This is a genomic window from Bradyrhizobium centrolobii, from assembly GCF_001641635.1.
Taxonomy (GTDB): domain Bacteria; phylum Pseudomonadota; class Alphaproteobacteria; order Rhizobiales; family Xanthobacteraceae; genus Bradyrhizobium; species Bradyrhizobium centrolobii.
The window spans coordinates 1-22,576 of sequence record NZ_LUUB01000111.1 but is presented as its reverse complement, the minus strand read 5'-3'; the positions used below and the strand labels follow the sequence as shown (position 1 = coordinate 22,576).

At 64.7% G+C, this 22,576-nt stretch carries 23 protein-coding genes and 1 pseudogene; 21 read left to right on the top strand and 3 right to left on the bottom strand.

Features of this window, described 5'->3' with window-relative positions; genetic code table 11:
* Positions 1-247 precede the first annotated feature (247 nt).
* Positions 248-1,306 carry a polysaccharide deacetylase family protein gene (locus tag AYJ54_RS40520; protein ID WP_063708090.1) on the bottom strand — a complete coding sequence of 353 codons (1,059 nt, stop codon included), beginning with the start codon at positions 1,304-1,306 and terminating at the stop codon, positions 248-250.
* Positions 1,307-1,470: 164 nt separating this feature from the next.
* Between AYJ54_RS40520 and AYJ54_RS40515 the strand changes: the two genes are divergently transcribed.
* The 14 genes from AYJ54_RS40515 (at position 1,471) to phoB (ending at position 13,718) form a co-directional block, all read left to right on the top strand.
* Complete coding sequence (locus tag AYJ54_RS40515) at positions 1,471-2,865, top strand: OmpA family protein (RefSeq protein WP_063708089.1); 1,395 nt, start codon at positions 1,471-1,473, stop codon at positions 2,863-2,865.
* A 2-nt stretch (positions 2,866-2,867) separates the two neighbouring features.
* Positions 2,868-3,164: a hypothetical protein gene (locus tag AYJ54_RS40510; RefSeq protein ID WP_063708088.1), complete on the top strand. Its 297-nt coding sequence runs from the start codon at positions 2,868-2,870 to the stop codon at positions 3,162-3,164.
* 115 nt (positions 3,165-3,279) lie between these two features.
* Complete coding sequence (locus tag AYJ54_RS40505; RefSeq protein WP_063708087.1) at positions 3,280-3,870, top strand: TetR/AcrR family transcriptional regulator; 591 nt, start codon at positions 3,280-3,282, stop codon at positions 3,868-3,870.
* A complete protein-coding gene (locus tag AYJ54_RS40500; protein WP_063708086.1) occupies positions 3,867-4,799 on the top strand; it encodes a haloalkane dehalogenase in 933 nt (310 codons plus the stop codon). Before AYJ54_RS40505 ends, AYJ54_RS40500 begins: the two co-directional genes overlap by 4 nt.
* 12 nt (positions 4,800-4,811) lie before the next feature.
* Positions 4,812-5,039, top strand: coding sequence for a SelT/SelW/SelH family protein (locus tag AYJ54_RS40495; protein WP_063708099.1), 228 nt, complete (start codon positions 4,812-4,814; stop codon positions 5,037-5,039).
* 23 nt (positions 5,040-5,062) lie between these two features.
* Entirely contained in the window at positions 5,063-5,494 is a 432-nt protein-coding gene (locus AYJ54_RS40490; RefSeq protein ID WP_063708085.1) for a GNAT family N-acetyltransferase, read from the top strand.
* Between the two features lie 411 nt (positions 5,495-5,905).
* Positions 5,906-6,961, top strand: a complete 1,056-nt coding sequence (locus AYJ54_RS40480; protein WP_063708083.1) for a putative bifunctional lysylphosphatidylglycerol flippase/synthetase — start codon at positions 5,906-5,908, stop codon at positions 6,959-6,961.
* A gap of 32 nt (positions 6,962-6,993) precedes the next feature.
* On the top strand, positions 6,994-8,292 hold the full coding sequence (locus AYJ54_RS40475) for an ATP-binding protein (protein ID WP_063708082.1): 1,299 nt from the start codon (positions 6,994-6,996) through the stop codon (positions 8,290-8,292).
* 144 nt (positions 8,293-8,436) lie between these two features.
* Entirely contained in the window at positions 8,437-9,450 is a 1,014-nt protein-coding gene (gene pstS / locus AYJ54_RS40470) for a phosphate ABC transporter substrate-binding protein PstS (RefSeq protein ID WP_063708098.1), read from the top strand.
* A 163-nt stretch (positions 9,451-9,613) separates the two neighbouring features.
* Positions 9,614-10,603 carry a phosphate ABC transporter permease subunit PstC gene (gene pstC / locus AYJ54_RS40465; RefSeq protein ID WP_063708081.1) on the top strand — a complete coding sequence of 330 codons (990 nt, stop codon included), beginning with the start codon at positions 9,614-9,616 and terminating at the stop codon, positions 10,601-10,603.
* A gap of 4 nt (positions 10,604-10,607) precedes the next feature.
* Entirely contained in the window at positions 10,608-11,453 is an 846-nt protein-coding gene (gene pstA / locus AYJ54_RS40460; RefSeq protein ID WP_063708080.1) for a phosphate ABC transporter permease PstA, read from the top strand.
* Entirely contained in the window at positions 11,450-12,268 is an 819-nt protein-coding gene (gene pstB, locus AYJ54_RS40455; protein ID WP_063708079.1) for a phosphate ABC transporter ATP-binding protein PstB, read from the top strand. Before pstA ends, pstB begins: the two co-directional genes overlap by 4 nt.
* A gap of 11 nt (positions 12,269-12,279) precedes the next feature.
* Positions 12,280-12,996, top strand: a complete 717-nt coding sequence (gene phoU, locus AYJ54_RS40450) for a phosphate signaling complex protein PhoU (RefSeq protein ID WP_063708078.1) — start codon at positions 12,280-12,282, stop codon at positions 12,994-12,996.
* A 14-nt stretch (positions 12,997-13,010) separates the two neighbouring features.
* The gene (gene phoB / locus AYJ54_RS40445; RefSeq protein WP_027549766.1) at positions 13,011-13,718 is read left to right on the top strand and encodes a phosphate regulon transcriptional regulator PhoB; all 708 of its coding nucleotides are present in this window, start codon (positions 13,011-13,013) and stop codon (positions 13,716-13,718) included.
* Between the two features lie 227 nt (positions 13,719-13,945).
* On the opposite strand, the gene AYJ54_RS40440 is transcribed toward phoB, so the two are convergent.
* On the bottom strand, positions 13,946-14,458 hold the full coding sequence (locus tag AYJ54_RS40440; protein ID WP_063708077.1) for a GcrA family cell cycle regulator: 513 nt from the start codon (positions 14,456-14,458) through the stop codon (positions 13,946-13,948).
* A 457-nt stretch (positions 14,459-14,915) separates the two neighbouring features.
* On the opposite strand from AYJ54_RS40440, the gene AYJ54_RS40435 reads away from it, so the two are divergent.
* The 3 genes from AYJ54_RS40435 (at position 14,916) to AYJ54_RS40425 (ending at position 18,379) form a co-directional block, all read left to right on the top strand.
* On the top strand, positions 14,916-16,118 hold the full coding sequence (locus AYJ54_RS40435) for an aspartate aminotransferase family protein (RefSeq protein ID WP_063708097.1): 1,203 nt from the start codon (positions 14,916-14,918) through the stop codon (positions 16,116-16,118).
* Entirely contained in the window at positions 16,118-17,038 is a 921-nt protein-coding gene (gene argF, locus AYJ54_RS40430) for an ornithine carbamoyltransferase (RefSeq protein ID WP_063708076.1), read from the top strand. The genes AYJ54_RS40435 and argF overlap by 1 nt, the downstream gene beginning before the upstream one ends.
* A gap of 333 nt (positions 17,039-17,371) precedes the next feature.
* Positions 17,372-18,379, top strand: coding sequence for an Hsp33 family molecular chaperone (locus AYJ54_RS40425; RefSeq protein ID WP_063708075.1), 1,008 nt, complete (start codon positions 17,372-17,374; stop codon positions 18,377-18,379).
* 100 nt (positions 18,380-18,479) lie between these two features.
* On the opposite strand, the gene apaG is transcribed toward AYJ54_RS40425, so the two are convergent.
* Positions 18,480-18,872, bottom strand: coding sequence for a Co2+/Mg2+ efflux protein ApaG (apaG, locus tag AYJ54_RS40420; RefSeq protein WP_063708096.1), 393 nt, complete (start codon positions 18,870-18,872; stop codon positions 18,480-18,482).
* 178 nt (positions 18,873-19,050) lie between these two features.
* Here apaG and AYJ54_RS40415 point away from each other — a divergent pair, with 178 nt between their 5' ends.
* The 4 genes and pseudogenes from AYJ54_RS40415 to AYJ54_RS40400 all read left to right on the top strand — a co-directional run.
* Complete coding sequence (locus tag AYJ54_RS40415; protein WP_063708074.1) at positions 19,051-20,292, top strand: OpgC domain-containing protein; 1,242 nt, start codon at positions 19,051-19,053, stop codon at positions 20,290-20,292.
* Positions 20,292-21,071 carry an SGNH/GDSL hydrolase family protein gene (locus AYJ54_RS40410; protein WP_063708073.1) on the top strand — a complete coding sequence of 260 codons (780 nt, stop codon included), beginning with the start codon at positions 20,292-20,294 and terminating at the stop codon, positions 21,069-21,071. The genes AYJ54_RS40415 and AYJ54_RS40410 overlap by 1 nt, the downstream gene beginning before the upstream one ends.
* Before the next feature lie 12 nt (positions 21,072-21,083).
* A complete protein-coding gene (locus AYJ54_RS40405; protein WP_063708072.1) occupies positions 21,084-22,088 on the top strand; it encodes an SGNH/GDSL hydrolase family protein in 1,005 nt (334 codons plus the stop codon).
* Positions 22,089-22,274: 186 nt separating this feature from the next.
* A pseudogene (locus AYJ54_RS40400) lies at positions 22,275-22,576 on the top strand (IS110 family transposase); the annotation flags it as partial.

The window sequence follows — 22,576 nt, the reverse complement described above, 5'->3', positions numbered from 1 at the left end:
TGTTTGGCGCTCGTTGTGGGCGGCGTGTGGAGGCGAGTCAATCTTGTCGTCGTTGTGTGCGATGGCCAACCAACCCACTCAGTGTCGTCCCGGCCTCGTGCGCAATTGCGCACGGGGGGCCGGGACCCATAACCCCAGGGAGTAGTTTGGCGAAGATCCGTCGTCGTTCGGGAGCCTGCCGTTCGTAATCGATAGATCACGCGGTATGGGTCCCGGCCTTCGCCGGGACGACGGCGGAGAATGAGGCTTACGCCGCCGCGATCCGGCGAAAGCCGTTCCACATAGCGGTCGCGGCGCCCGAGGTCAGTACCGGCAGGATGCGCGTGTCCTGGTAATTGCCGTTGAGCGAGACGCGCGGCAGCGCCGTCATGTGGTCGGCGTTCTCGGCGAACAGCATGCCGGGTCGCGTCGTCACGGCCGTCTTGAAGCCGGCGGAGGCGGCAAGCGCGAACTCGCGCTCGCCCGCTGCCTCGCGGTCGCCATAGGGGTAGGCGAAGTGCAGCACGGGACGCTCCAGCGCGTCTTCGATCCGTGCGCGGCCGACGGCCATCTCGTGTGCGGCGATCCCCTCGTTCTGCTTGGCGAGATTGCAATGGCTGATGGTGTGGGCGCCGATCGTGACCAGCGGATCGGCGGCAAGCGTCTTCACCTCGTCCCAGGAGAGGCAGAGGGTGCGGCACAGTGCGGCCATGTCGACATCGTGTTTGGCGCAGAGCGCCTCGATCTCGCGCTTGAGATCATGCTCGCCCGGCAGCGCGCGCAGCCAGTCGTGCAGGCGATCGAATGCCGCCTGTTTCGCCGCGGGGGTCGTCGCATCGAGGCAAAGGGCCGCGCCGCCGATCTGGACGTCGATCTGTTCGGCCTTCGCGATCACCGCTTCCAGCGCTGTCCACCACAGGCGTCCGGTGCCTTCGGCGAAGTCGGTCGTGACATAGACGGCCAAAGGCGCGTCGAATTCGCGCAGCACCGGCAGTGCAAACTCCAGATTGTCGCGGTAGCCGTCGTCGAGGGTGAAGGCGGCGAAGCGGCGGGCGAAGTTGCCCTGGACCAGCCGTTCATGCAGCTCGTCCATGCTGACGATGTCGATGTCGCGGGAGCGCAGGTGGCAAAGGGTCGCTCGCAGGAAATCCGGGGTGACTTCGAGGTGCCGGTTGGGCTGGAACGCGCCGTCGCGGGCCGGCCGCACATGGTGCAGCATGAAAATGGCGCCGACGCCGGACAAAAGCGGGCGCAGAAGATGGTGCGCCCCGCTGAAATAGAGTGCACCCAGCCCGGCGCGGATGACGTTATTGCGGAGTTGTTTCATCGAAGGCTGGCGGACCCCTGGCATTCCGACTTCAACTTAGGGTGGGACCCTTGAAGAAAAGTTATTCCAATTGTCCAGGCATGGCCTTCAGAGAGCCGGCATTTCCGGTTTGACAGCCTGCCAAGGGTTTGTTTTGTCTCCGGTTCCAGAGTTCGGGTCGTCGAATGCAGAAGCTTTTCAGGTGGGCCAGCAAATGGTGGCCGGGGCTGATCCCCCTGGCCGTCATGTGGGGATTTGCGGCCTGGAATAATACCTTGCCGGTAGAGGCCGACTTGTCGGCCCGCAGCAGCGCCGCGCTCAAGGACACCGTTCTGGACAAGACCCGGATTGCGGTCGATGGCCGCGACGTCAGCCTGGCCGCGGACGCCTTCTCCGAGGAGGGGCGCCGCGATGCGGTGATGGCGGTCGAGAACGTTCCCGGCGTGCGCCTCGTCGAGGACGCGACCCGCCTCGTTCCCGAAGCCAGGCCCTTTGTCTGGAACGCCGAGCGCGATGTGGTCCGGGTGACGCTGTCGGGCAGCGCGCCGCTGCCGGCGATGAAAGCCCGTCTCGTGGAGGCGGCGCGCAAGGAGCTCGGCGGGGTGGAGGTGGCCGATCAGATGGGTCTGGCACGCGGCGCGCCGCCGCGGTTCGAGGCCGCCGCGATGCTCCTGCTCGACCAGATCGGCAAGCTGAAGGACGGCAAGATCACGATTTCCGACACCAAGGTCAGCCTGTCCGGCATGGCGCGCGAGCTCGGCGGCCGCGAGGCAATCGCCGCTGCGCTGAAGAACCTGCCCGAGGGCTTTTCGGTCGCCACGAACGAGATCAAGGCGCCGCCCTACATCTTCCAGGCCTACAAGGATCCGGTTGCTGCGACGGTGACGCTGACCGGCTACGTGCCCGACAACAACGTGCACGCGGCGATCGCTACCGGCGCTTCGCGGAAATTCTTCGGCGAGAAGGTCGTCGACAATCTCAAGGCCAGCGTCGGCGCGCCGGCTTCTTTCAATACGGCTGTCGTCGCGGCGCTCGGCGCGCTGTCGCGGCTGTCGACCGGCACGCTCGTGGTGTCGGACCGCGAGGTAAAGCTGTCGGGCGATGCGCTGTATGAAGGCGCGGCGAACGAGATCCGCGCCGGCCCCGGCAAGGATTTTCCAAAGACCTGGCAGTACAAGCCGGAGATCACGGTGAAGCCCGCTGCGGGTCCGGTCGATGGCACCGTCTGCCAGCAATTGTTCTCGGAGCTCCTGAGCAAGGGCAAGATCCGCTTCGAGCCGAAGCGCGCCAACATCGATCCGGATTCCGCCGGGATCCTCGACCACCTCATCGAGACCGCGCTGCGCTGTCCCACCACCAATATCGAGGTTGCCGGGCACACCGATTCCGACGGCGAGGACTCGTTCAACCAGGCGCTCTCGGAAAAGCGCGCGCAGGCGGTGATCGACTATCTGGTCAAGGCCGGCCTGCCGGCCAACCGCTTTACCGCGGTCGGGTATGGCGCTACGCAGCCCGTCGCTGGCAATGACACCGACGACGGCAAGGCGCAGAACCGCCGCATCGAATTTCTGGTGAGGTGACGATGCCCTATCTCGTCTCGTTCCATTTGGGCTGGCTGGTCGGATCGCTGCTGCTCGGGCTGGCGATGGGCTGGATCTCGGTGGTCCAGCGCGGCAACGGCACCTCGAAGGTGACCGCGCGCTGGCTCGCCGTGCTCGTCGCGGGGCTGGTCGCGGCGTCGCTGACCCATGTGGTCCCCGGGCGGTTCGGCTACTGGCTCGACCTCGGCCTGATCATGTTCGCCTGCTATCTGGTCGGCTGCACCATCGGCGCGTGGCTGCGCGATCGGGTGGTCTCGCGCAGCGCGCGGGCGGCTTGAGCCTCCGGTCGGGCCAAATCTCGCTCTCCCGTCGATAACCGCCTGATTGGCAAGGAGATTGCTGAGACGCTAAGCAGTGCTTGACAATAATACGTACGTACGTATTATTTTCCTCATGCCAAAGCCCTCGCTCAAAGACGCAATCCTCGACGCCGGCCTCAAGGTCATGTTCCGCACTGGCTATCACGGCACCAGCGTGCGCGACGTCACCGCTGCGGCGGGCGCACCGCAGGGCTCCTTCACCAACCATTTCCGCTCCAAGGAGGCTTTCGCCTCCGAGGTGCTCGACCGCTACTTCAGCGTTACCCGGAGGCTGGTCGCGGAGGCGCTGGAGGACCCCTCGCTGACGCCGCGCGCGCGGCTCCGCCGCTACCTCGACATCATCACCGGCAGGCTCGAGGCCGACGGCTTTGGCCGCGGCTGCCTGATCGGCGATCTCAGCCTGGAGGCCACCGGCAGCAGTGAGCTGCTGCGCACGCGACTTGCCGACATCTTCGCCGAATGGCGCGTGCCGTTCGCCACATGCATCGCTGAAGCCCAGGCGCGCGGCGAGATCGGATCGGATTTCGAGCCCGAAGAGCTTGCCGACTTCCTGCTCGCGTCCTGGCAGGGCGCGATCCTTCGCATGAAGGTCGACCGCAACCCCAAAGCACTCGAACGCTTCAAGACCATCGCATTTCAAACCGTGTTCAGGGAGCCGTCATGAGCCAGCAAACCGAAATCCAGATACGCAAAGCATCCGTCCTGGGAACGACCATGGCCTATCGGAGCGCCGGCGCTGGCGATGCGCCGGTCACTGTGTTCCTGCACGGCAACCCCACCTCCTCGTACATCTGGCGCAACATCCTGCCGCTGGTGGCGCCTGTTGCGCATTGCATCGCGCCCGATCTCGTCGGCTTCGGCCAGTCCGGCAAGCCGGACATCGCCTACCGCTTCCTCGACCACGTCCGCCATCTCGACGCGTTGATCGATGTGCTTGGCATCTCCTCCGCCTATCTTGTCGCGCAGGACTGGGGCACCGCGCTGGCGTTTCATCTGGCCGCACGCCGGCCGAATTTCGTCCGCGGCCTCGCCTTCATGGAATTCATCCGCCCGATGCCGACCTGGCAGGATTTCCACCACACCGAGGTCGCGGAGGAGCTCCACCACGCCGAGGCGGCGAGGGCCGTCTTTCGCAAGTTCAGGACGCCGGGCGAGGGCGAAGCCATGATCCTCGAGGCCAACGCGTTCGTCGAACGCGTGCTGCCCGGCGGTATCCGGCGCAAGCTGAGCGAGGAGGAGATGGCTTCCTATCGTGCGCCGTTCCCGACGCCCGAGAGCCGCCGGCCCGTTCTTGCCTTTCCCCGCGAGCTGCCGATCGCAGGCGAGCCTGCCGATGTCTACGAAACGCTTCAGTCCGCCCATGCGGCGCTGGCAAAATCGTCCTATCCAAAGCTGCTGTTCACAGGTGAGCCGGGCGCACTCGTCTCGCCCGAACTTGCAGAGCGGTTCGCAGCTTCGCTGAAACACTGTGCGCTGGTGCGCCTCGGACCCGGACTGCATTTTCTCCAGGAGGATCACCCCGAGGCGATCGGCCGCTCCGTCGCGGGCTGGATCGCCGGCATCGAAGCGGTGCGTCCTCAGCTTGCGGCTTGAATGGAGGGCAGCATGTCGGAGGTGACGATCGTCTACTGCCGGCCGTGTGGCTACGAGAAGCGCGCCAAGGAAGCCGCCGCTGCGCTGCGTGAACAGTTGGCGCTGGAGTCGGATCTCGTGCCGGGCAGGGGCGGGATTTTCGAGGTCAGGATCGGCGACAGGATTGTCGCCAGCCGCAGCAAGGGGCATTTTCCCTCGCCTGACGAGATCGTCGCCGCGGTCGCTGCCGCGCGGCACTGACCGGAGCGCAGGAGGGGTCGCCAATGTCGATTGTCTGGAGTGACGATCTCACCGGGATCGACTGGAACGAGCTCTCCACGCTGTACCGCATCGCTCCGCTGGGCAACAAGGCGCCAGCCGATCTCGCGCTGGTATTCGGCAACAGCATGTTTCGGGCCTTTGCCTATGACGCCGGCCGCCTCGTCGGCGCCGGCCGCGTGCTCGCCGACGGCCGCGACTGCGCCTATCTCTGTGATGTCGCGGTGCACCCGGATTGCCAGGGCCAGGGTCTCGGCCGCCAGATCATCGAGCGGCTGCTTGCGCGATGCGGCTCGCATCGCAAGATCATCCTCTACGCCGTGCCCGGCAAGGAGGCCTTCTACGAACGTCTCGGCTTCCGACGGATGACGACGGCGATGGCGATCTTCGACGATCAGACCAGTGCCTATGAACGCGGCTATTTGACCGCGTCCTAGGCTGACACAGCGCCTCGACGCCTCAACGCACCGGATAATTCATGCGAAACCGCTGTGCGGTCCCGCTTTTCAACAGCCGGGCGCCTCCAAAGATTGACGTCGGCTTAAGTCGTGACGGAACATTGAGCGGCCGAAATCATCAAAACTTCATGGCCCTTGCGCAGGATTGCCATGGAGATTCGCGTCAACCCTGTCGCCGAAAGAGCCGACCCCGTGCATTCCCGGTCCGAAGGCCGACCTAAAACATTGAAGGAACGGCTTTTTGTACGCATTGGCGAATTCCACTCCGGCGCAAAACGCGCTAGTGGAAAGGCGGGGGGCATGCGCGATGCCGGGGCCGGCGCCAAGGGGTCGTCGTCGGTTGTCCGTTCGCCGGCCACCTTGGCCGTTGGAGCGTTGTTCGAGGTCTAGATGCTGGAAGCCATACGCAGGGCGACGTCGTTTCTGCGCCAGAAGCAAATCCTGCATAAGCTTGGCGTTGTCATCAGCGTCACGGTCATCGGCATCGCTTGCTATGTGCTCTACCACATGCTGCGCGGCATCGATTTCAATGAGGTGCTCGAAGCGATCAAGAGCACCGAGCCGAGGCAGATTGCGATGGCGGCGCTGTTCGTGGCCGCGGGCTATTTCACCCTGACCTTCTACGACCTGTTCGCCGTGCGCGCGATCGGCCATTCCCATGTGCCCTATCGCATCAACGCGCTGGCTGCCTTCACGAGCTACTCGATCGGCCACAATGTCGGCGCCAGCGTGTTCACCGGCGGCGCAGTGCGCTACCGCATCTACTCCGCCTATGGCCTCAACGCGATCGACGTCGCAAAAATCTGCTTCCTCGCCGGCCTGACCTTCTGGCTCGGCAACGCCGCGGTGCTGGGTCTCGGTATTTCCTACCATCCGGAGGCGGCCGCCTCGATCGACCAGCTACCGCCCTGGCTGAACCGGACGCTGGCGATGGGGATCATCGTCGCGCTGGTCGCCTATGTAGTCTGGGTCTGGACCCAGCCGCGGGTGGTCGGCCGCGGGCCGTGGACGGTGGTGCTTCCGGGTGGCCCGCTGACGCTGCTCCAGATCGCGATCGGCATCGTCGATCTCGCTTTCTGTGCGCTCGCCATGTATGTGCTGGTTCCGGACGAGCCCAATCTCGGCTTCGTCGTGGTCGCCGTGATCTTCGTTTCCGCGACGCTGCTCGGTTTCGCCAGCCACTCGCCCGGAGGCCTCGGGGTCTTCGACGCCGCCATGCTGGTCGGCCTCTGGCAGATGGACCGGGAGGAACTCCTGGGCGGGATGCTCCTGTTCCGGGTGCTCTACTATCTTTCACCGTTCGTCATATCTGTAATCTTGCTGACGTTTCGCGAAGTTATAATCGGCGCCCGATCGAAGCGCCTGCAGCAGGCGGCGCTCAAGCTCGACCCCGGCCCGGCGCCTGAAGCCGCGTATGTGAGAGAGCGCAGCGACAGCGGCGCCTGACCAGCCCAAGCCTTTAGGAGAAGCCCGCCCCGATGGCGATCGACGCCCCTCCTTCTCCCTCCGCCCAGCCCTGGTCCGACCGGCTGCGGCACTCGACCATCATCCTGATCGCCGCGGCGCTGGCGCTGTCGGTCGTGGTTTCGCTCGGCGAATTGTCGGTGGTGCGGGCCGTGACGGTATTCCTCTGCATCGCGGCCGCAGCGCTGATCCCGTGGCGGCTGCATGACACCGCGGCCTCGCGGGACGACGTCCGCCGCATCAATCCGGTCGAAAGCGCCGCGGTTGCGGCGGTCGTCGCCGGCATGCCAGACCCGGCGGTGCTGCTCGATCGCGCCGGCCGCGTCATCCATCTCAATGCCGCCGCCGCCCAGCTGGCGCCTGCGCTGCGCAAGAACGAGCTTGCCCAGTTCGCGCTGCGCTCGCCGGAGATCATCACCGCGCTGCGCGAGGCGATCGCCACCACCGAACCGCGTCGCGCAGCCTATCTCGACCATGTGCCGGTCGATCGCTGGATGGAGCTCATCATCACGCCGGTGCCGGTCCCCACCAGCTTCGGCGGCGCCGACAAATGCATGCTGATGACCTTCCACGACCAGACGCCGCTGCGCCGGGTCGAGGAGATGCGCGCCGACTTCGTCGCCAATGCCAGCCACGAATTGCGTACCCCGCTCGCTGCGCTGTCGGGCTTCATCGATACGCTGCAGGGCCAGGCCAAGGACGATCCCAAGGCGCGCGAGCGCTTCCTCGGCATCATGCACAATCAGGCAACCCGCATGGCGCGCCTGATCGACGACCTCCTGTCGCTGTCGCGGGTCGAGCTGTCCGCCCATGTGCGGCCCGACACGCTGGTCGATCTTGCGCCGATCATCCGTCAGGTCGCCGACGGTCTCGAGCCGCTGGCACGGGAGCGTCAGGTGGATGTCGAGACCCACCTGCCGGAGACGGCGGTGATGATCGCGGGCGACCGCGAGGAGCTGCTGCGCCTGTTCGAGAACCTGATCGAGAACGCGCTCAAATACGGCGCCTCGGGTGGGCGCGTCATCGTGTCGCTCAACATGACCCCGGCCGCTGACGGAACTCAGGAAATCCGCGTCTTCGTGCGTGATTTCGGCCCAGGCATCGCGCCCGAGCACCTGCCGCGGCTGACCGAGCGCTTCTACCGGGTCGACGTCGGCGACAGCCGCTCGCAGGGCGGGACGGGGCTCGGATTATCGCTGGTGAAACATATTCTTAACCGTCATCGCGGCCGGCTTTTGATCGAAAGCGTGCCCAAGCAGGGTGCCACTTTCACCGCCTGTTTTCCCCAGGCAAAGACCTCGGTCCTGGTCTAAAATCCAAGCTATTTCAGCCGCTTAAGACTGTCATCCGACTGTCACGAAACCTTCGTAAAAGCACAGCCGACCGCTCCTAAAGGGGCGGCGCGGGGAGCGCGATCGGGCGCGGATGGTGCTTCGCTCCCCAGTATGGAGACCAGCATGAATTTCCTCAAAACTATCGTCGCTGCTGGCTTGGTCGCCGCATCGACGGCGTCGGCTTTCGCTGCCGATATCACGGGTGCCGGTGCGACGTTCCCGTTCCCGATCTATTCGAAGTGGGCTGACGCCTACAAGAAGGAGACCGGCAACGGTCTGAACTACCAGTCGATCGGTTCGGGCGGGGGCATCAAGCAGATCCAGGCCAAGACCGTGACTTTCGGCGCCAGCGACGCGCCGCTCAAGGCCGAGCAGCTCGAGAAGGATGGTCTCGTTCAGTGGCCGATGGTGATGGGCGCGATCGTCCCCGTCGTCAACATCGAGGGCGTCAAGGCCGGCGAATTGGTGTTCGACGGCGAGACCCTCGCCAACATCTATCTCGGCAAGATCACCAAGTGGGATGACACTGCCATCAAGAAGCTCAATCCGAACGTGAAGCTGCCGTCGGACGCGATCACCGTGGTCCGCCGCTCGGATGGTTCGGGCACGACCTTCAACTTCACCAACTATCTCTCCAAGGCCAGCGCGGACTGGAAGAGCAAGGTCGGCGAGGGTACGGCCGTCGAGTGGCCGGTCGGCGTCGGCGCCAAGGGCAACGAAGGCGTGTCGGGCAACATCAGCCAGACCAAGAACTCGATCGGCTATGTCGAGTACGCCTATGCCAAGCAGAACAAGCTGACCTACACCGGTCTGGTCAACAAGGCCGGCAAGTCGGTGCAGCCGACGGTTGAAGCCTTCCAGGCGGCCGCTTCCAACGCCGATTGGGCCAAGGCGCCCGGCTACTACGTCATCCTGACCGACCAGCCCGGCGACAAGTCCTGGCCGATCACGGCGGCGACCTTCATCCTGATGCACAAGGAGCCGACCGATAAGGCGGCCTCGAAGGAAGCCCTCAAGTTCTTCGCCTGGGCGTTCAAGAACGGCGCGAAGGCGGCCGAGGAGCTCGACTACATCCCGATGCCCGAGAGTGTCGTGAAGCTGATCGAGAAGACCTGGTCTGCCGACATCAAGAGCTAAGCTCTTCTGTTCCGGAAGCGGTGCAGCATCAAAGGCTGCACCGCTGCTCCGGGGCCCGCGAAGCTTCGTCCTCCGGATCGGCATTCCACTGCGAACCGTCCGGGGCGCGAGACCGGTGACTAAAGAACAAGTACAGTCAGTACAGGGGATCGGCGTGGCAGAGATGGCCGTTGAGAGCAATGTAGTTGATGCCGCCGGACCGTATGATCGCGCCAAAGCGTTGAGCGCGTTCAAGCTCGGTGACCTCACCTTTTACTGGATCACGCGCCTCAGCGCGATCTCGGTGCTGCTGATCCTCGGCGGCATCATCATTTCGCTGATCGTCGGTGCCTTCCCGGCGATGAAGGAATATGGCCTGTCGTTCCTGTGGACGCAGCGCTGGGCGCCGTCCGCGGATCCGCCCGTGCTCGGTGCGCTCGGTCCGATGTACGGCACGCTCGTCACCTCCTTCATCGCGATGCTGATCGCAATTCCGGTGGGTCTCGGCATTGCGATCTTCCTCACAGAGCTTTGCCCGCAATGGCTGCGCCGCCCGATCGGCATGGCGGTCGAGCTGCTCGCCGGCATCCCCTCGATCATCTACGGCATGTGGGGCTTTTTCGTGCTGGGGCCGTTCCTGGCCAACACGTTCCAGCCCTTCATGATCAAGATCTTTGACGGCGTTCCCGTGCTGGGCGCGATCTTTGCCGGCCCGCCGTCCTATCTCAGCCTGTTCAACGCCGCGCTGATCCTGGCGATCATGGTGCTGCCCTTCATCACCTCGATCTCGGTCGACGTGTTCAAGACGGTGCCGCCGGTGCTGAAGGAAGCCGCCTATGGCGTCGGCTGCACCACCTGGGAAGTCGTCCGCAGCGTGGTGATCCCCTACACCCGCGTCGGCATCATCGGCGGCGTCATGCTGGCGCTGGGCCGCGCGCTCGGCGAGACCATGGCGGTGACGTTCATCATCGGCAACTCGTTCCGCATCTCGTCCTCGATCTTTGCCCCGGGCACCACGATCTCGGCGGCGATCGCGAGCGAGTTCGCCGAAAGCGACGGCCTGCATCAGTCCGGCCTGATCCTGCTCGGCCTCTTGCTGTTCGTGCTGACGTTCTTCGTGCTCGCGGCCGCGCGGCTGATGCTGCTGCGTCTCGAACAGAAGGCGGGGAAGTGACGCCATGAACCCGATCTACGCACGCCGTCGCCGCAAGGACATCGTCATCCGCGGTCTCTGCATCGCCGCCGCCGCCTTCGGCGTGACCTGGCTCGCGCTGATCCTGATTACGCTGCTCTATAACGGCCTGACGGGCCTGAACCTCCAGGTCTTCACCGAGAACACGCCGCCGCCCGGCTCGAACGAAGGCGGCCTGCTCAACGCCATCGTCGGCTCGCTGATCATGACCGTGCTCGGCGTCGGCATCGGCGCGCCGCTCGGCCTGTTCGCCGGCACCTATCTCGCCGAGTACGGCCGCAACGACAAGCTGACCTCGGTGATCCGCTTCATCAACGACATCCTGCTCAGCGCGCCCTCGATCATCATCGGCCTGTTCATCTACGGCGCGGTGGTGGTGCCGATGCGCGGCTTCTCGGCGATCGCCGGCTGCCTCGCGCTCGCCGTCATCGTGATCCCGGTGGTGCTGCGCACGACCGAGGACATGCTGCTCTTGGTGCCGAATGCGCTGCGAGAAGCAGCCTCCGCGCTCGGCCTGCCGCGCTCGCTGGTGATCAAGCGGATCGCCTATCGCGCGGCGCGCTCCGGCCTCATCACCGGCGTGCTGCTTGCAACCGCGCGCGTCGCCGGCGAAACCGCGCCGCTGCTGTTCACCGCGCTGTCGAACCAGTTCTTCAGCCTGAACCTGACCAAGACGATGGCGAACCTGCCGGTCACCATCAACAACTTCGTGCAGAGCCCCTACGCCTACTGGAAGCAGCTCGCCTGGAGCGGCGCGCTGCTGATCACGCTCACCGTGCTTGCCCTGAACATTGGCGCGCGCATCCTTGGCGCCGAGAGGACCGCAAAATGACCGACCTTTCCGTATCCGTGAGTTCCAACGGTCACCTGGCGTCGCAACCGCTGCCCGAGGCTCCGGCCAAGGTGACAGTGCGCAACCTGAACTTCTATTACGGCGAACACCACGCGCTGAAGAACATCAACCTGACGCTCGGCACCAACCGCGTCACGGCGTTCATCGGCCCGTCGGGCTGCGGCAAGTCGACCTTGCTGCGCATCTTCAACCGGATGTACGATCTCTACCCGGGCCAGCGCGCCACCGGCCAGCTCATGCTCGACCAGACCAACATTCTCGACCCCAAGCTCGACCTCAATCTGCTGCGAGCCCGGGTCGGCATGGTGTTCCAGAAGCCGACGCCGTTCCCGATGACGATCTACGAGAACATCGCCTTCGGCATCCGCCTCTATGAGAAGATCTCGAAGTCCGAGATGGACGACCGCGTCGAGAAGGCGCTGCGTGGCGGCGCGCTCTGGAACGAGGTCAAGGACAAGCTCAACGCCTCGGGCCTCTCGCTCTCCGGCGGCCAGCAGCAGCGCCTCTGCATCGCCCGCACCGTCGCGGTTCGGCCCGAGGTGATCCTGTTCGACGAGCCCTGCTCGGCGCTCGACCCGATCTCGACCGCCAAGGTCGAGGAGCTGATCCAGGAGCTGTCCGAGAACTACACGATCGCGATCGTCACCCACAACATGCAGCAGGCGGCGCGTGTCTCCGACAAGACCGCCTTCATGTATCTCGGCGAGCTGATCGAGTTCGACGACACCAGCAAGATCTTCACGTCGCCGACCGATCGGCGCACGCAGGATTACATCACCGGCCGCTTCGGCTGAGGAGACAGGACATGGGTTCCGAACATACCGTAAAGGCCTTCGATAGCGACCTCCAGGAACTCACCCGCCTGGTCGCGGAGATGGGCGGGATTGCCGAGCGCATGATCGTCGATTCCGTCGATGCGCTGATCCGCCGCGACGTTGCGCTCGGCCAGCGCGTCGTCACCACCGACGCCGAGCTCGACGCGCTGCAGAAGCGCATCGAGGAGCGCGCCGTGCTCACCATCGCCCGCCGCCAGCCGATGGCGGTCGACCTGCGCGAGATCGTCGGCGCGATGCGCGTGGCGACCGACCTCGAGCGCATCGGCGACCTCGCCAAGAACATGGGCAAGCGCGTCGCCGCACTGGAGACCGACTTTCATCCGCTGAAGCTGTTCCGCGGCCTGGAGCACATGACCGACCTCGTGCAGCAGCAGGTCAAGTCGGTGCTTGACGCCTATGCCGCGCATGACCTGCCGGCGGCGATGACGGTGTGGAAGGGCGACGAGGAAGTCGACGCCATCTGCACCTCGCTGTTCCGCGAGCTCCTCACCTATATGATGGAGGATCCGCGCAACATCTCCTTCTGCATCCACCTGATGTTCTGCGCCAAGAACATCGAGCGGATCGGCGACCACGCCACCAACATCGCAGAGACCGTGTTCTACATGATCGAAGGTCAGGCGATCACCGACAAGCGGCCGAAGGGCGACATGACGACCTTCGCCACGACGGTCCCGAATACGTAAGGAGCGACGACCCCATGGGCGCACGCATTATGGTGGTTGAGGACGAAGAAGCGCTCACCGAGCTTCTTCGCTACAACCTCGAAGGCGACGGCTATGACGTCGAGACGGTGATGCGCGGCGACGACGCCGACACCCGTCTCAAGGAGCACATCCCCGACCTGATCGTGCTCGACTGGATGCTGCCGGGCCTGTCCGGCATCGAGCTGTGCCGACGCCTGCGGGCCAGGCCCGAGACCAAGCAGCTCCCGATCATCATGCTCACCGCGCGCGGCGAGGAGAGCGAGCGGGTGCGGGGCCTGGCGACCGGCGCCGACGACTACATCGTCAAGCCGTTCTCGGTGCCGGAGCTGCTCGCGCGCGTGAAGGGCCTGCTTCGGCGCGCAAGCCCCGAGCGGCTCGCCACCGTGCTCGCCTATGGCGACATCGAGCTCGACCGCGAAAAGCGCCGCGTGGCGCGCTCGGGCCGGCCGATCGATCTCGGTCCGACCGAGTATCGCCTCTTGGAGTTCTTCCTGGAGCATCCGGGCCGCGTGTTCTCGCGCGAGCAGCTGCTCGACAGCGTCTGGGGCCGCGACATCTACATCGACGAGCGCACCGTCGACGTGCATATCGGCCGCCTGCGCAAGCTGCTCAATCTCGGCCGCGAGCAGGACCCGATCCGCACCGTGCGCGGCGCCGGCTATGCGCTGGATGACCGTTTCGCGAAAGCGGAGCAGACGTAAGCGATTTTGGGGGCGCATGTCGCGCCCAGCTCACAAGTCGTCGTCCCGGACAAGCGAAGCGCAGATCCGGGACCCATAACCACAGGATGTGGTTTGACGAAGACTTGCGGTTAACCACTTCGTGCCACAACTGCGCCCTGTGGTTATGGGCCCAGCCTGCGCCGGGACGACATCGAATTTGTGGAGCCGTCATCGTGTGACGGCCCTGCCTTGATCTCAAAAAATACTCAGCGCGTGCTCGGCTTCGCCGGCGCACGCCGACGATCTGCCGCCGGCTGATACGCGACGCGCGAGTGCTGGGCGCAATAGGGCAGGCCGGTGAGCGCCTTGCCGCCGCAGAAGAAGAAATCCGGGCTCGAGGGATCGCCGACCGGCCAGTGGCAGGTCGCCTCGTTCAGCTCAAGCAGCGACAGCCGCTGATTCATCGGCACCACGTTGTCGTAGGTGACCGGATCGGGCTCCATCTCGACCTCGAAGGCCTGCGCCAGCGCGGTGTTGCCGCGCGAGATCGGACGGGCCACCCGCATCATGTGCTGCGCGGGCCGCGCCTTGCGCGGCCGGGGCGCTGCCGAAGAGGGGCTCTTGGCGCGGCCGGACAGGCCGAGCCTGTGTACTTTGCCGATCACGGCATTGCGGGTCACATTGCCGAGCTCTGCTGCGATCTGGCTGGCCGAAAGTCCAGCCTCCCAGAGCTTTTTCAACTGCTCGACGCGATCGTCGGACCAGGTCAAAACCGTCATTGCACCCTTTCCCTCGCCGCGCGCCAGCCATCCTGGGGCCTCGCAGCGAATGCCTAAGCCTCGAAAAACCCGTGCCGCCAGAATCCCTTAAGGCTCGCCGGGCGCGACTAGAGCGCCCGAACGTTTACGCCGGTACATGAGGACTTAGAGGATCAGAACTGCTGCACGAGATGTCGTATCTGACAGGCCAAACGCTACAATATGGCGTGACTCACGCGCAAGAGTCCGCCGACTCGCTTCCACATGTTCCGTAGCGAAAACCCCGCAAAATCGGCACCGCAAGACTACGGATTCTGCGTTTCCCGAGGCTTGCCGGGCGGCATTGACAGGCGATCTACCAAGCATAAGATAGTCGTACGTGCCGCCCTGAAAAGGCGGCACGTTTCGTTTTCCGGGCCGGTCAATGGTGCGTTGCGCAATGCGCACTCAGGCCGTCCTCAACATCCAAGTGACAGCCATGACCAAGAGCGCCGCGCCGCATCTGCTTCCCGTTTTCGCCAGGGCCGACATCGGTTTCGAGCGCGGCGAAGGCTGCTGGCTCATCGCCACCAATGGCGAACGCTATCTCGACTTCACCTCGGGCGTCGCGGTGAACGCGCTCGGTCATGCCCATCCCACGCTGGTCAAGGCGTTGCAGGAGCAGGCGACGAAGCTCTGGCACATGTCGAACCTGTTCCAGAGCCCGGATGGCGAACGTCTTGCGACGCGCCTCTGCAACGAGAGCTTTGCTGACTTCGTGTTCTTCTGCAATTCCGGCGCGGAAGCGCTGGAATGCGTCATCAAGGTCGTGCGTCGCTATCACGCTTCAAAAGGCCATCCCGAGCGCTATCGCATGATCACCTTCGAGGGCGCCTTCCATGGCCGCACGCTCGCGACGCTGGCTGCGACCGGCTCCGCCAAATATCTCGAAGGCTTCGGTCCGCCGATGGAGGGTTTCGACCAGGTGCCGCATGGCGATCTCGACGCCGTCAAGAAGGCGATCGGCCCGCAGACCGCCGGCATCCTGATCGAGCCGATCCAGGGCGAGGGCGGCGTACGCTCGGCGACGCCGGCATTCCTGAAGTCGCTGCGCCAGCTCTGTGACGAGCATGGCCTGTTGCTTGCGTTCGACGAGGTGCAGACCGGCATGGGCCGCACCGGTGATCTCTTCGCGCACCGTCGCCTCGGCGTCACGCCCGACGTGATGTCGCTGGCGAAGGCGCTCGGCGGCGGCTTCCCGATCGGCGCCTGCCTTGCGACCGCGCAAGCGGCCTCCGGCATGACCCCCGGCTCGCATGGCTCGACCTTCGGCGGCAATCCGCTGGCGATCTCCGCTGCCAATGCGGTGCTCGACGTCATGCTCAAGCCCGGCTTCTTCGATCACGTGCAGAAGATGTCGCTGCTGTTGAAGCAGAAGCTTGCGTCCGTGATTGATCGTCATCCCGACGTCGTCAGCGAAGTTCGCGGTGAGGGCCTCCTGATCGGCATCAAGGCCGTGGTGCCCTCCGCCGATCTCGTTGCCGCGCTGCGCGACCAGAAGCTGCTCACCGTCGGGGCCGGCGACAATGTCGTGCGCTTCCTGCCGCCTTTGATCGTGGCCGAAGCGGAGATCGAGGACAGCGTCGCGCGGCTCGAGCGGGCCTGCGCCGCCCTTTCCAGCAACAAGCGGGCGGCAAGCTGATGAGCAAGCCGAAGCATTTTCTTGACATCAACGAGCTCCCATTGTCGGAGCTCAAGCGCATGCTCGCTGCGTCCTCCGCGATGAAGGCGAAGCAGAAGTCGCATCAGCCGGTCAAGCCGCTCGAAGGCAAGACGCTGGCGATGATCTTCGAGCGCCCCTCGACCCGCACGCGCGTGTCGTTCGACGTCGGCATGCGTCAGCTTGGCGGCGAGGCGATCATGCTCACCGGTGCCGAGATGCAGCTTGGCCGCGGCGAGACCATCGCCGACACCGCGCGCGTGCTGTCGCGCTATGTCGATGCGATCATGATCCGCATCCTCAATCACGATGCGCTGCTGGAGCTCGCGGCCAACGCGACCGTGCCCGTGATCAACGGGCTGACGCGGCGCTCGCATCCCTGCCAGGTGATGGCCGACCTCATGACTTATGAGGAGCATCGCGGTCCGATCGAGGGCAAGACGGTGGCCTGGACCGGCGACGACAACAACGTGCTGGCGTCCTGGGCGCATGCCGCCGAGCGTTTCAAGTTCAAGCTCAACGTCGCAACCCCACCGGAGCTCGCGCCGAAGAAGGCGATGCGCGACTGGATCAAGGCGACCGGCGCCCCGATCGTGCTCGGCACCGATCCGGAAGCGGCCGTCCGCGGCGCCGATTGCGTCGTCACCGACACTTGGGTGTCGATGGGCGACAAGGAAGGCGAGCACCGTCACAACGTGCTCAAGCCCTACCAGGTCAATTCCAAGCTGATGTCGCTGGCCAAATCCGATGCGCTGTTCATGCATTGCTTGCCCGCGCATCGCGGCGAGGAGGTCACCGACGAGGTGATCGACGGCCCGCAATCGGTCGTGTTCGACGAGGCCGAAAACCGCCTGCATGCGCAGAAGGGCATTTTGGCTTGGTGTTTTGACGCGGTGAAGTAACTATCCGCCGTCCCGGCGAAAGCCTGACGATGGTCGTTGGCGTTGCCGCTGCTGCTTCATCCTCGGTCGTCGTTCCGGACAAGCGCAGCGAAGCGGGGCGCAGATCCGGGACCATAACCACAGGGTTGAGTTTGGCGAAGACTGTGTGACCCGCATCTCGCGCCACAACATCTCCCTGGGTTATCGCGACGAGCGCAAGCGCTCGCGCGGGGGTCCCGGCCTTCGCCGGGATGACACGGAGTTTGCAATATCGTGTGCAATCGTAAGCGCATCCGGAACACGTTGCGTCACGCCCCCTTCCATTTCACCTCCTCCGACCCCAGATAGAGCGCCATGGTTTCCCAATCCCCTGACATGAAAACCGGGCCTGAAGGCCCGGTTCGCGCGCCATCAGCGGTTCCGATCGATGACGCCGTGCTGCCTTATGAGGTCGATGCGCTCGACGTGCGCGGGCGCCTGGTGCGGCTCGGCCCCGCGCTCGACGAGATTCTGACCAAGCACGACTATCCCGCGCCGGTCGGCAAGTTGCTCGGCGAGGCCATCGTGCTGACGACGCTGCTCGGTTCGGCGCTGAAATTCGAGGGCCGTTTCATTCTCCAGGCCCAGACCGACGGCCCGGTGTCGTTCCTGGTGGTGGACTACATGGCGCCGGATCGTCTGCGTGCCTACGCCCGCTACGACACCGCGCGTCTCGGTGAGGCGCAGGACTCCGGCACGCTGCTCGGGCGTGGCCATCTCGCCATGACCATCGACCAGGGCCCCGACATGAGCCGCTACCAGGGGCTGGTTGCGCTCGATGGTGGCAGCCTCGAAGACGCCGCCCACGAATATTTCCTGCGCTCCGAGCAGATCCCGACCCGCGTACGCCTCGCCGTTGGCGAGGAGTGGCGCTCGAGCGACGGCGGTAAGCATCGCTGGCGCGCCGGCGGCATGCTGATGCAGTTCTTGCCGAAGGCGCCGGAGCGCGCGCGGCAGGCGGACTTGCATCCCGGCGATGCGCCGGAAGGCACCGAAGTGCACAGCGTCGCCGAAGATGATGCCTGGGTCGAGGCGCGCTCGCTGATCGAGACCGTCGAGGACGTCGAGTTGATCGATCCCGAGCTCTCCGGCGAGCGGCTGCTGTTCCGCCTGTTCCACGAGCGCGGCGTGCGCGTGTTCAATCCGCGGAGTCTGAAGGCGCAATGCTCCTGCTCGCGTAACGCAGTCGCCTCGATGCTGAAGAGTTTTTCGCCCGACGACCGTGCTGCGATGGTCAAGGACGACAAGGTCGTCGTGACCTGCGAGTTCTGCTCGTCGGTGTATCAATTCACACCGCACGAGGCGGGCGTCGAAACCGCGTAGGCAATCATAGGGTGGGCAAAGCGAAGCGTGCCCACCAGCTCATGCGCCGCGAAATGGTGGGCACGGCGCTTTGCGCCTTTGCCCACCCTACGGCAGCGCGCTAATTCAACACCCGCTTGTTGTCCGGGCTGTCGAGCGAGAAGGTCGGCACGTCGATCTCGAAGCGCTCGCCGCTTTCGCTGACCATCTGGTAGCGGCCGGTCATGAAGCCCGAGGCGGTCGAGAGCGGCACGCCTGAGGTGTATTCGAAGCGCTCGCCGGGCGCCAGGATCGGCTGCTCGCCCACCACGCCCTCGCCCCTGACCTCCTGCTGCCGGCCGGAGGCGTCGGTGATGATCCAGTGCCGGGTCTTGAGCTGCACGGTCTCGTCGCCGGAATTGGTGATGACGATGGTGTAGGACCAGAAATAACGTGAGCGTTCGGCCGACGACTGCTCCGGAACAAAGTTCGGCTCAACGGTCACTTCGATCTGGCGGGTCACGGCGCGGTACATGGTTGCCATCATACCGAAATCTCCGCCCGGAACCAAACGTCCGCGGCGCTTTTCGCGACATCGTGCCGCCCGAATTGACGGGGAAGTACACCCCGATGTGATCCGATCGCTTTGCGAGGCGGCGACCGGGCCGGTACACTCCTTCAACGTCGCGATTTGCAAAGGGTTCTTGGCCCCGATGACCATTGCCGACCAAGTGACGGGATCGCCGATCGCGGGAACTGCGGACGCCAAGTCTCGCACGGCCGCGCCGGCCATCGCGCTGCCCGCGATCGGCGAGCGCGAGCTCAGGCTCGACCTGTTCCGTGGGCTCGCGCTGTGGTTGATCTTCATCGACCACCTGCCGACAAGCCTTCTGACCTGGTTCACGATCCGCAATTACGGCTTCAGCGACGCTACCGAAATCTTCATCTTCATCTCCGGCTACACCGCCGCCTTCGTCTACGGCCGCGCGATGCTGGACTCCGGTTTTGTCATCGCCACCGCGCGCATCCTGCGCCGGGTCTGGCAGATCTACGTCGCCCACGTCTTCCTGTTCACGATCTTCCTCGCCGAAATCTCCTACGTCGCGACGAGCTTCGAGAACCCACTCTACACGGAAGAGATGGGCATCATGGATTTCCTCAAGCAGCCCGACGTCACCATCGTGCAGGCGCTGCTGTTGCGCTTCCGTCCCGTCAACATGGACGTGCTGCCGCTCTACATCGTCTTGATGCTGGCGCTGCCTGTGATCCTCTGGTCGATGAAGTGGAAGCCTGACGTCACGCTCGGCCTCTCGGTCGTGCTCTATGCCGTCACCTGGGAATTCGATCTTTATTTCTCGGCCTATCCGAACGGCTTCTGGGCGTTCAATCCGCTGGCCTGGCAATTGCTTTTCGTGTTCGGGGCATGGTGTGCGCTCGGAGGTGCGCGGCGCATGTCGCGGATCCTGGCTTCACCCGTGACGATGTGGATCGCGATCGCCTATCTGGTCGCCGCGTTCTATGTGACGCTGACGTGGTACGTGCCGCAGCTGTCCCACTTCATGCCGAAGCGGATCGAGCAGTGGATGTATCCGATCGACAAGACCGATCTCGACGTGCTGCGCTTCACGCATTTCCTGGCGCTGGCCGTGCTTACCGTGCGCTTCCTGCCGCGGGACTGGCCGGGCCTGAAATCGCCGTGGCTGCGGCCGCTGATCGTGTGCGGCCAGCATTCCCTGGAGATCTTCTGTCTCGGCGTCTTCCTGGCTTTCGCCGGCCATTTCATCCTGGCCGAGGTCGCCGGCGGCCCGGCCATGCATGCGCTGATTAGTCTCTCCGGAATCCTGATCATGTGGGCCATGGCCTGGGTGATTTCGTGGTACAAGCGCGTAGCTGACAAGAGCGGTTCGAAAACCAAAAACGCCGTCGGCAACGCGGATATGGCGGGAGGGGGCTGATGAAGGCGAAGGTTCTCCTGAGCCTGATCCTGTTGTGCGGCGGTCTCGCCGCACCGTCGGCGCGCGCGGAGGATGCCGCGCCGCCCGCTCCGGCCGCGCCCCCAGCCTGCGAGGTGCCGTCCTACCTGCTCACAACCGATAGCCAGCTCCACAAGGTCGCCGACGTCGTCAAAGCAGGCAAACCGCTGGAGATTCTGGTCGTCGGCAGCCGCTCGACCACCATTCCGTCCTCGGAGGACAGCTCCTATCCAGCGCGCATGCAGGCGATCCTGAAGGAGAAGCTGCCGCCATCCGAGGCGGTTCACGTCTCCGTAGAAATACAGAGCAAGAAAACGGCAGAGGAGACTGCCTCCACCTTCGTTAAGCTGATGGACGAAAAAAGGCCTACTTTGGTTATCTGGCAGACCGGGACCGTGGATGCTATCCGATCCATCGATCCCGACGAGTTTCGCCGCGCAGTCACCGAAGGGGTTGCTGCGTTGCAATATGCAGGGGCTGACGTCGTCTTGATGAATTTGCAGTACAGCCCGCGTACCGAAACCATGATCTCGGTGCCGCCCTATCTCGACAATATGCGGGTGGTGGCCCAGGAGCATGACATCCCGCTGTTCGATCGTTTCGCGATCATGCGGCAGTGGAATGATCAGGGGCAGTTCGACCTGTTCAGCCCATCGCGCGGCCCTGAGCTGGCAAAACAGGTCCATGACTGTCTTGGCCGGGCCCTGGCGCAATTCGTGATCGACGCCGCCCATCTGGGGCCGGCCGAGCAGCAAAATTGAGGTCTAGCGTTAATGAGTTCTCTCCGCCCTTTTTGCCTGTCGACATGGCTGGCCGCGCCCGCAGCGGCGGCGCTGCTGTTGCTGACGCCCGCCTCGCTCTCGCCTGCGCGGGCGCAGGCCGCGCAGGCGACGCCGGCTCCGCAGCAGGCGGCCAATAATCCTGCCCCCGCATCCCAGTCCCAGACCACTGCCGCCGCGACTACCCAGCCGGCCGCCGAGCAGCGCGGCATTACCGCGCGCGCCATCGACAAGGTGAAGCAGGTCGCGAAATCGGCCGGCGACATTTTCGGCCGCGTGCCCTGCCTGCCGCCGAAGGGCGGCTCGAAGTCGATGGGCTCGCTGCCGCATGTCGCGAACAAGCTGGTCGAGGGCCGGCCCGTCGTGATCGTCGCGTTCGGATCGTCGTCGACCGCGGGCTATGGTGCGAGCTCGCCCGACTTCAATTATCCGAACCGCCTCGCCGTGCAGCTTCGCCGGCAATATCCGACCGCCGACATCACGGTCGTCAATGCCGGTGTCGGCGGCGAGGACGCGCCGGAGATGATGAAGCGCCTCCAGAAGGAGGTCATCGATGTGCATCCGGATCTCGTGATCTGGCAGGTCGGCACCAACGCCGTGCTGCGCAACCTCGATCCCGGCGACACGGCCAAGATGGTCGAGGACGGCATCGCCCGCATCCAGGCTTCCGGCGGCGCAGATATCGTGCTGGTCGATCCGCAATATTCGCCGCAGGTCACCAAGCGCGCTGAGAGCGCGAGCAAGATGGTGAAGCTGCTCGGCAAGGTCGCCGAGCTGCGCCACGTCGGCATCTTCCCGCGCTTCGAGGTGATGCGCGAGTGGCACGAGAAGCAGGCGATCCCGGTGGAGAGCTTCGTCATCGCCGACGGCCTGCACATGAACGACTGGGGCTACGCCTGCTTCGCCCAGCTCCTCGGCGACGACATCATCCACTCCGTCGGCCAGATCAAGCTCGGGGTCAACGTGCCCGCCGACGTGCGGACCTATCGGCCGATGTAGGCGTCTCTCTCGCGCGTCGTCCCGGCGAAAGCCGGGACCCATAGCACCAGGGAGGAGTTGTGGCGCGAAGCTGGTAACCACGAGTCTTCGCCAAACTTCGCCCTGTGGCTGATGGTGTGGACGGCCCCCTACGGCATCAGTGTGCCAGAATGAGGTTGTTGCAAATCGCAGACAAGGGAGCCGTCCGTGAGCCAGATTATCCGCATTGGGATGGATACGTCGAAGTATATTTTTCAACTGCATGGCGTTGACGCGTCGGAACGCGTGGTGCTTCGCAAGCGGCTGAGCCGCAAGGCGATGCTGGCGTTCTTTGCCAAGCTGCCGCCGACGGTGGTGGCGATCGAGGCCTGCGGGGCCGCCCACCACCTGGCGCGAGAGCTTGGCAAGCTGGGGCACACGGCCAAGCTGATCGCGCCGCAATTGGTGAAGCCCTATGTGCCGCGCAACAAGAACGACGGCCGCGATGCAGAGGGTCTGTGCGAGGCGGC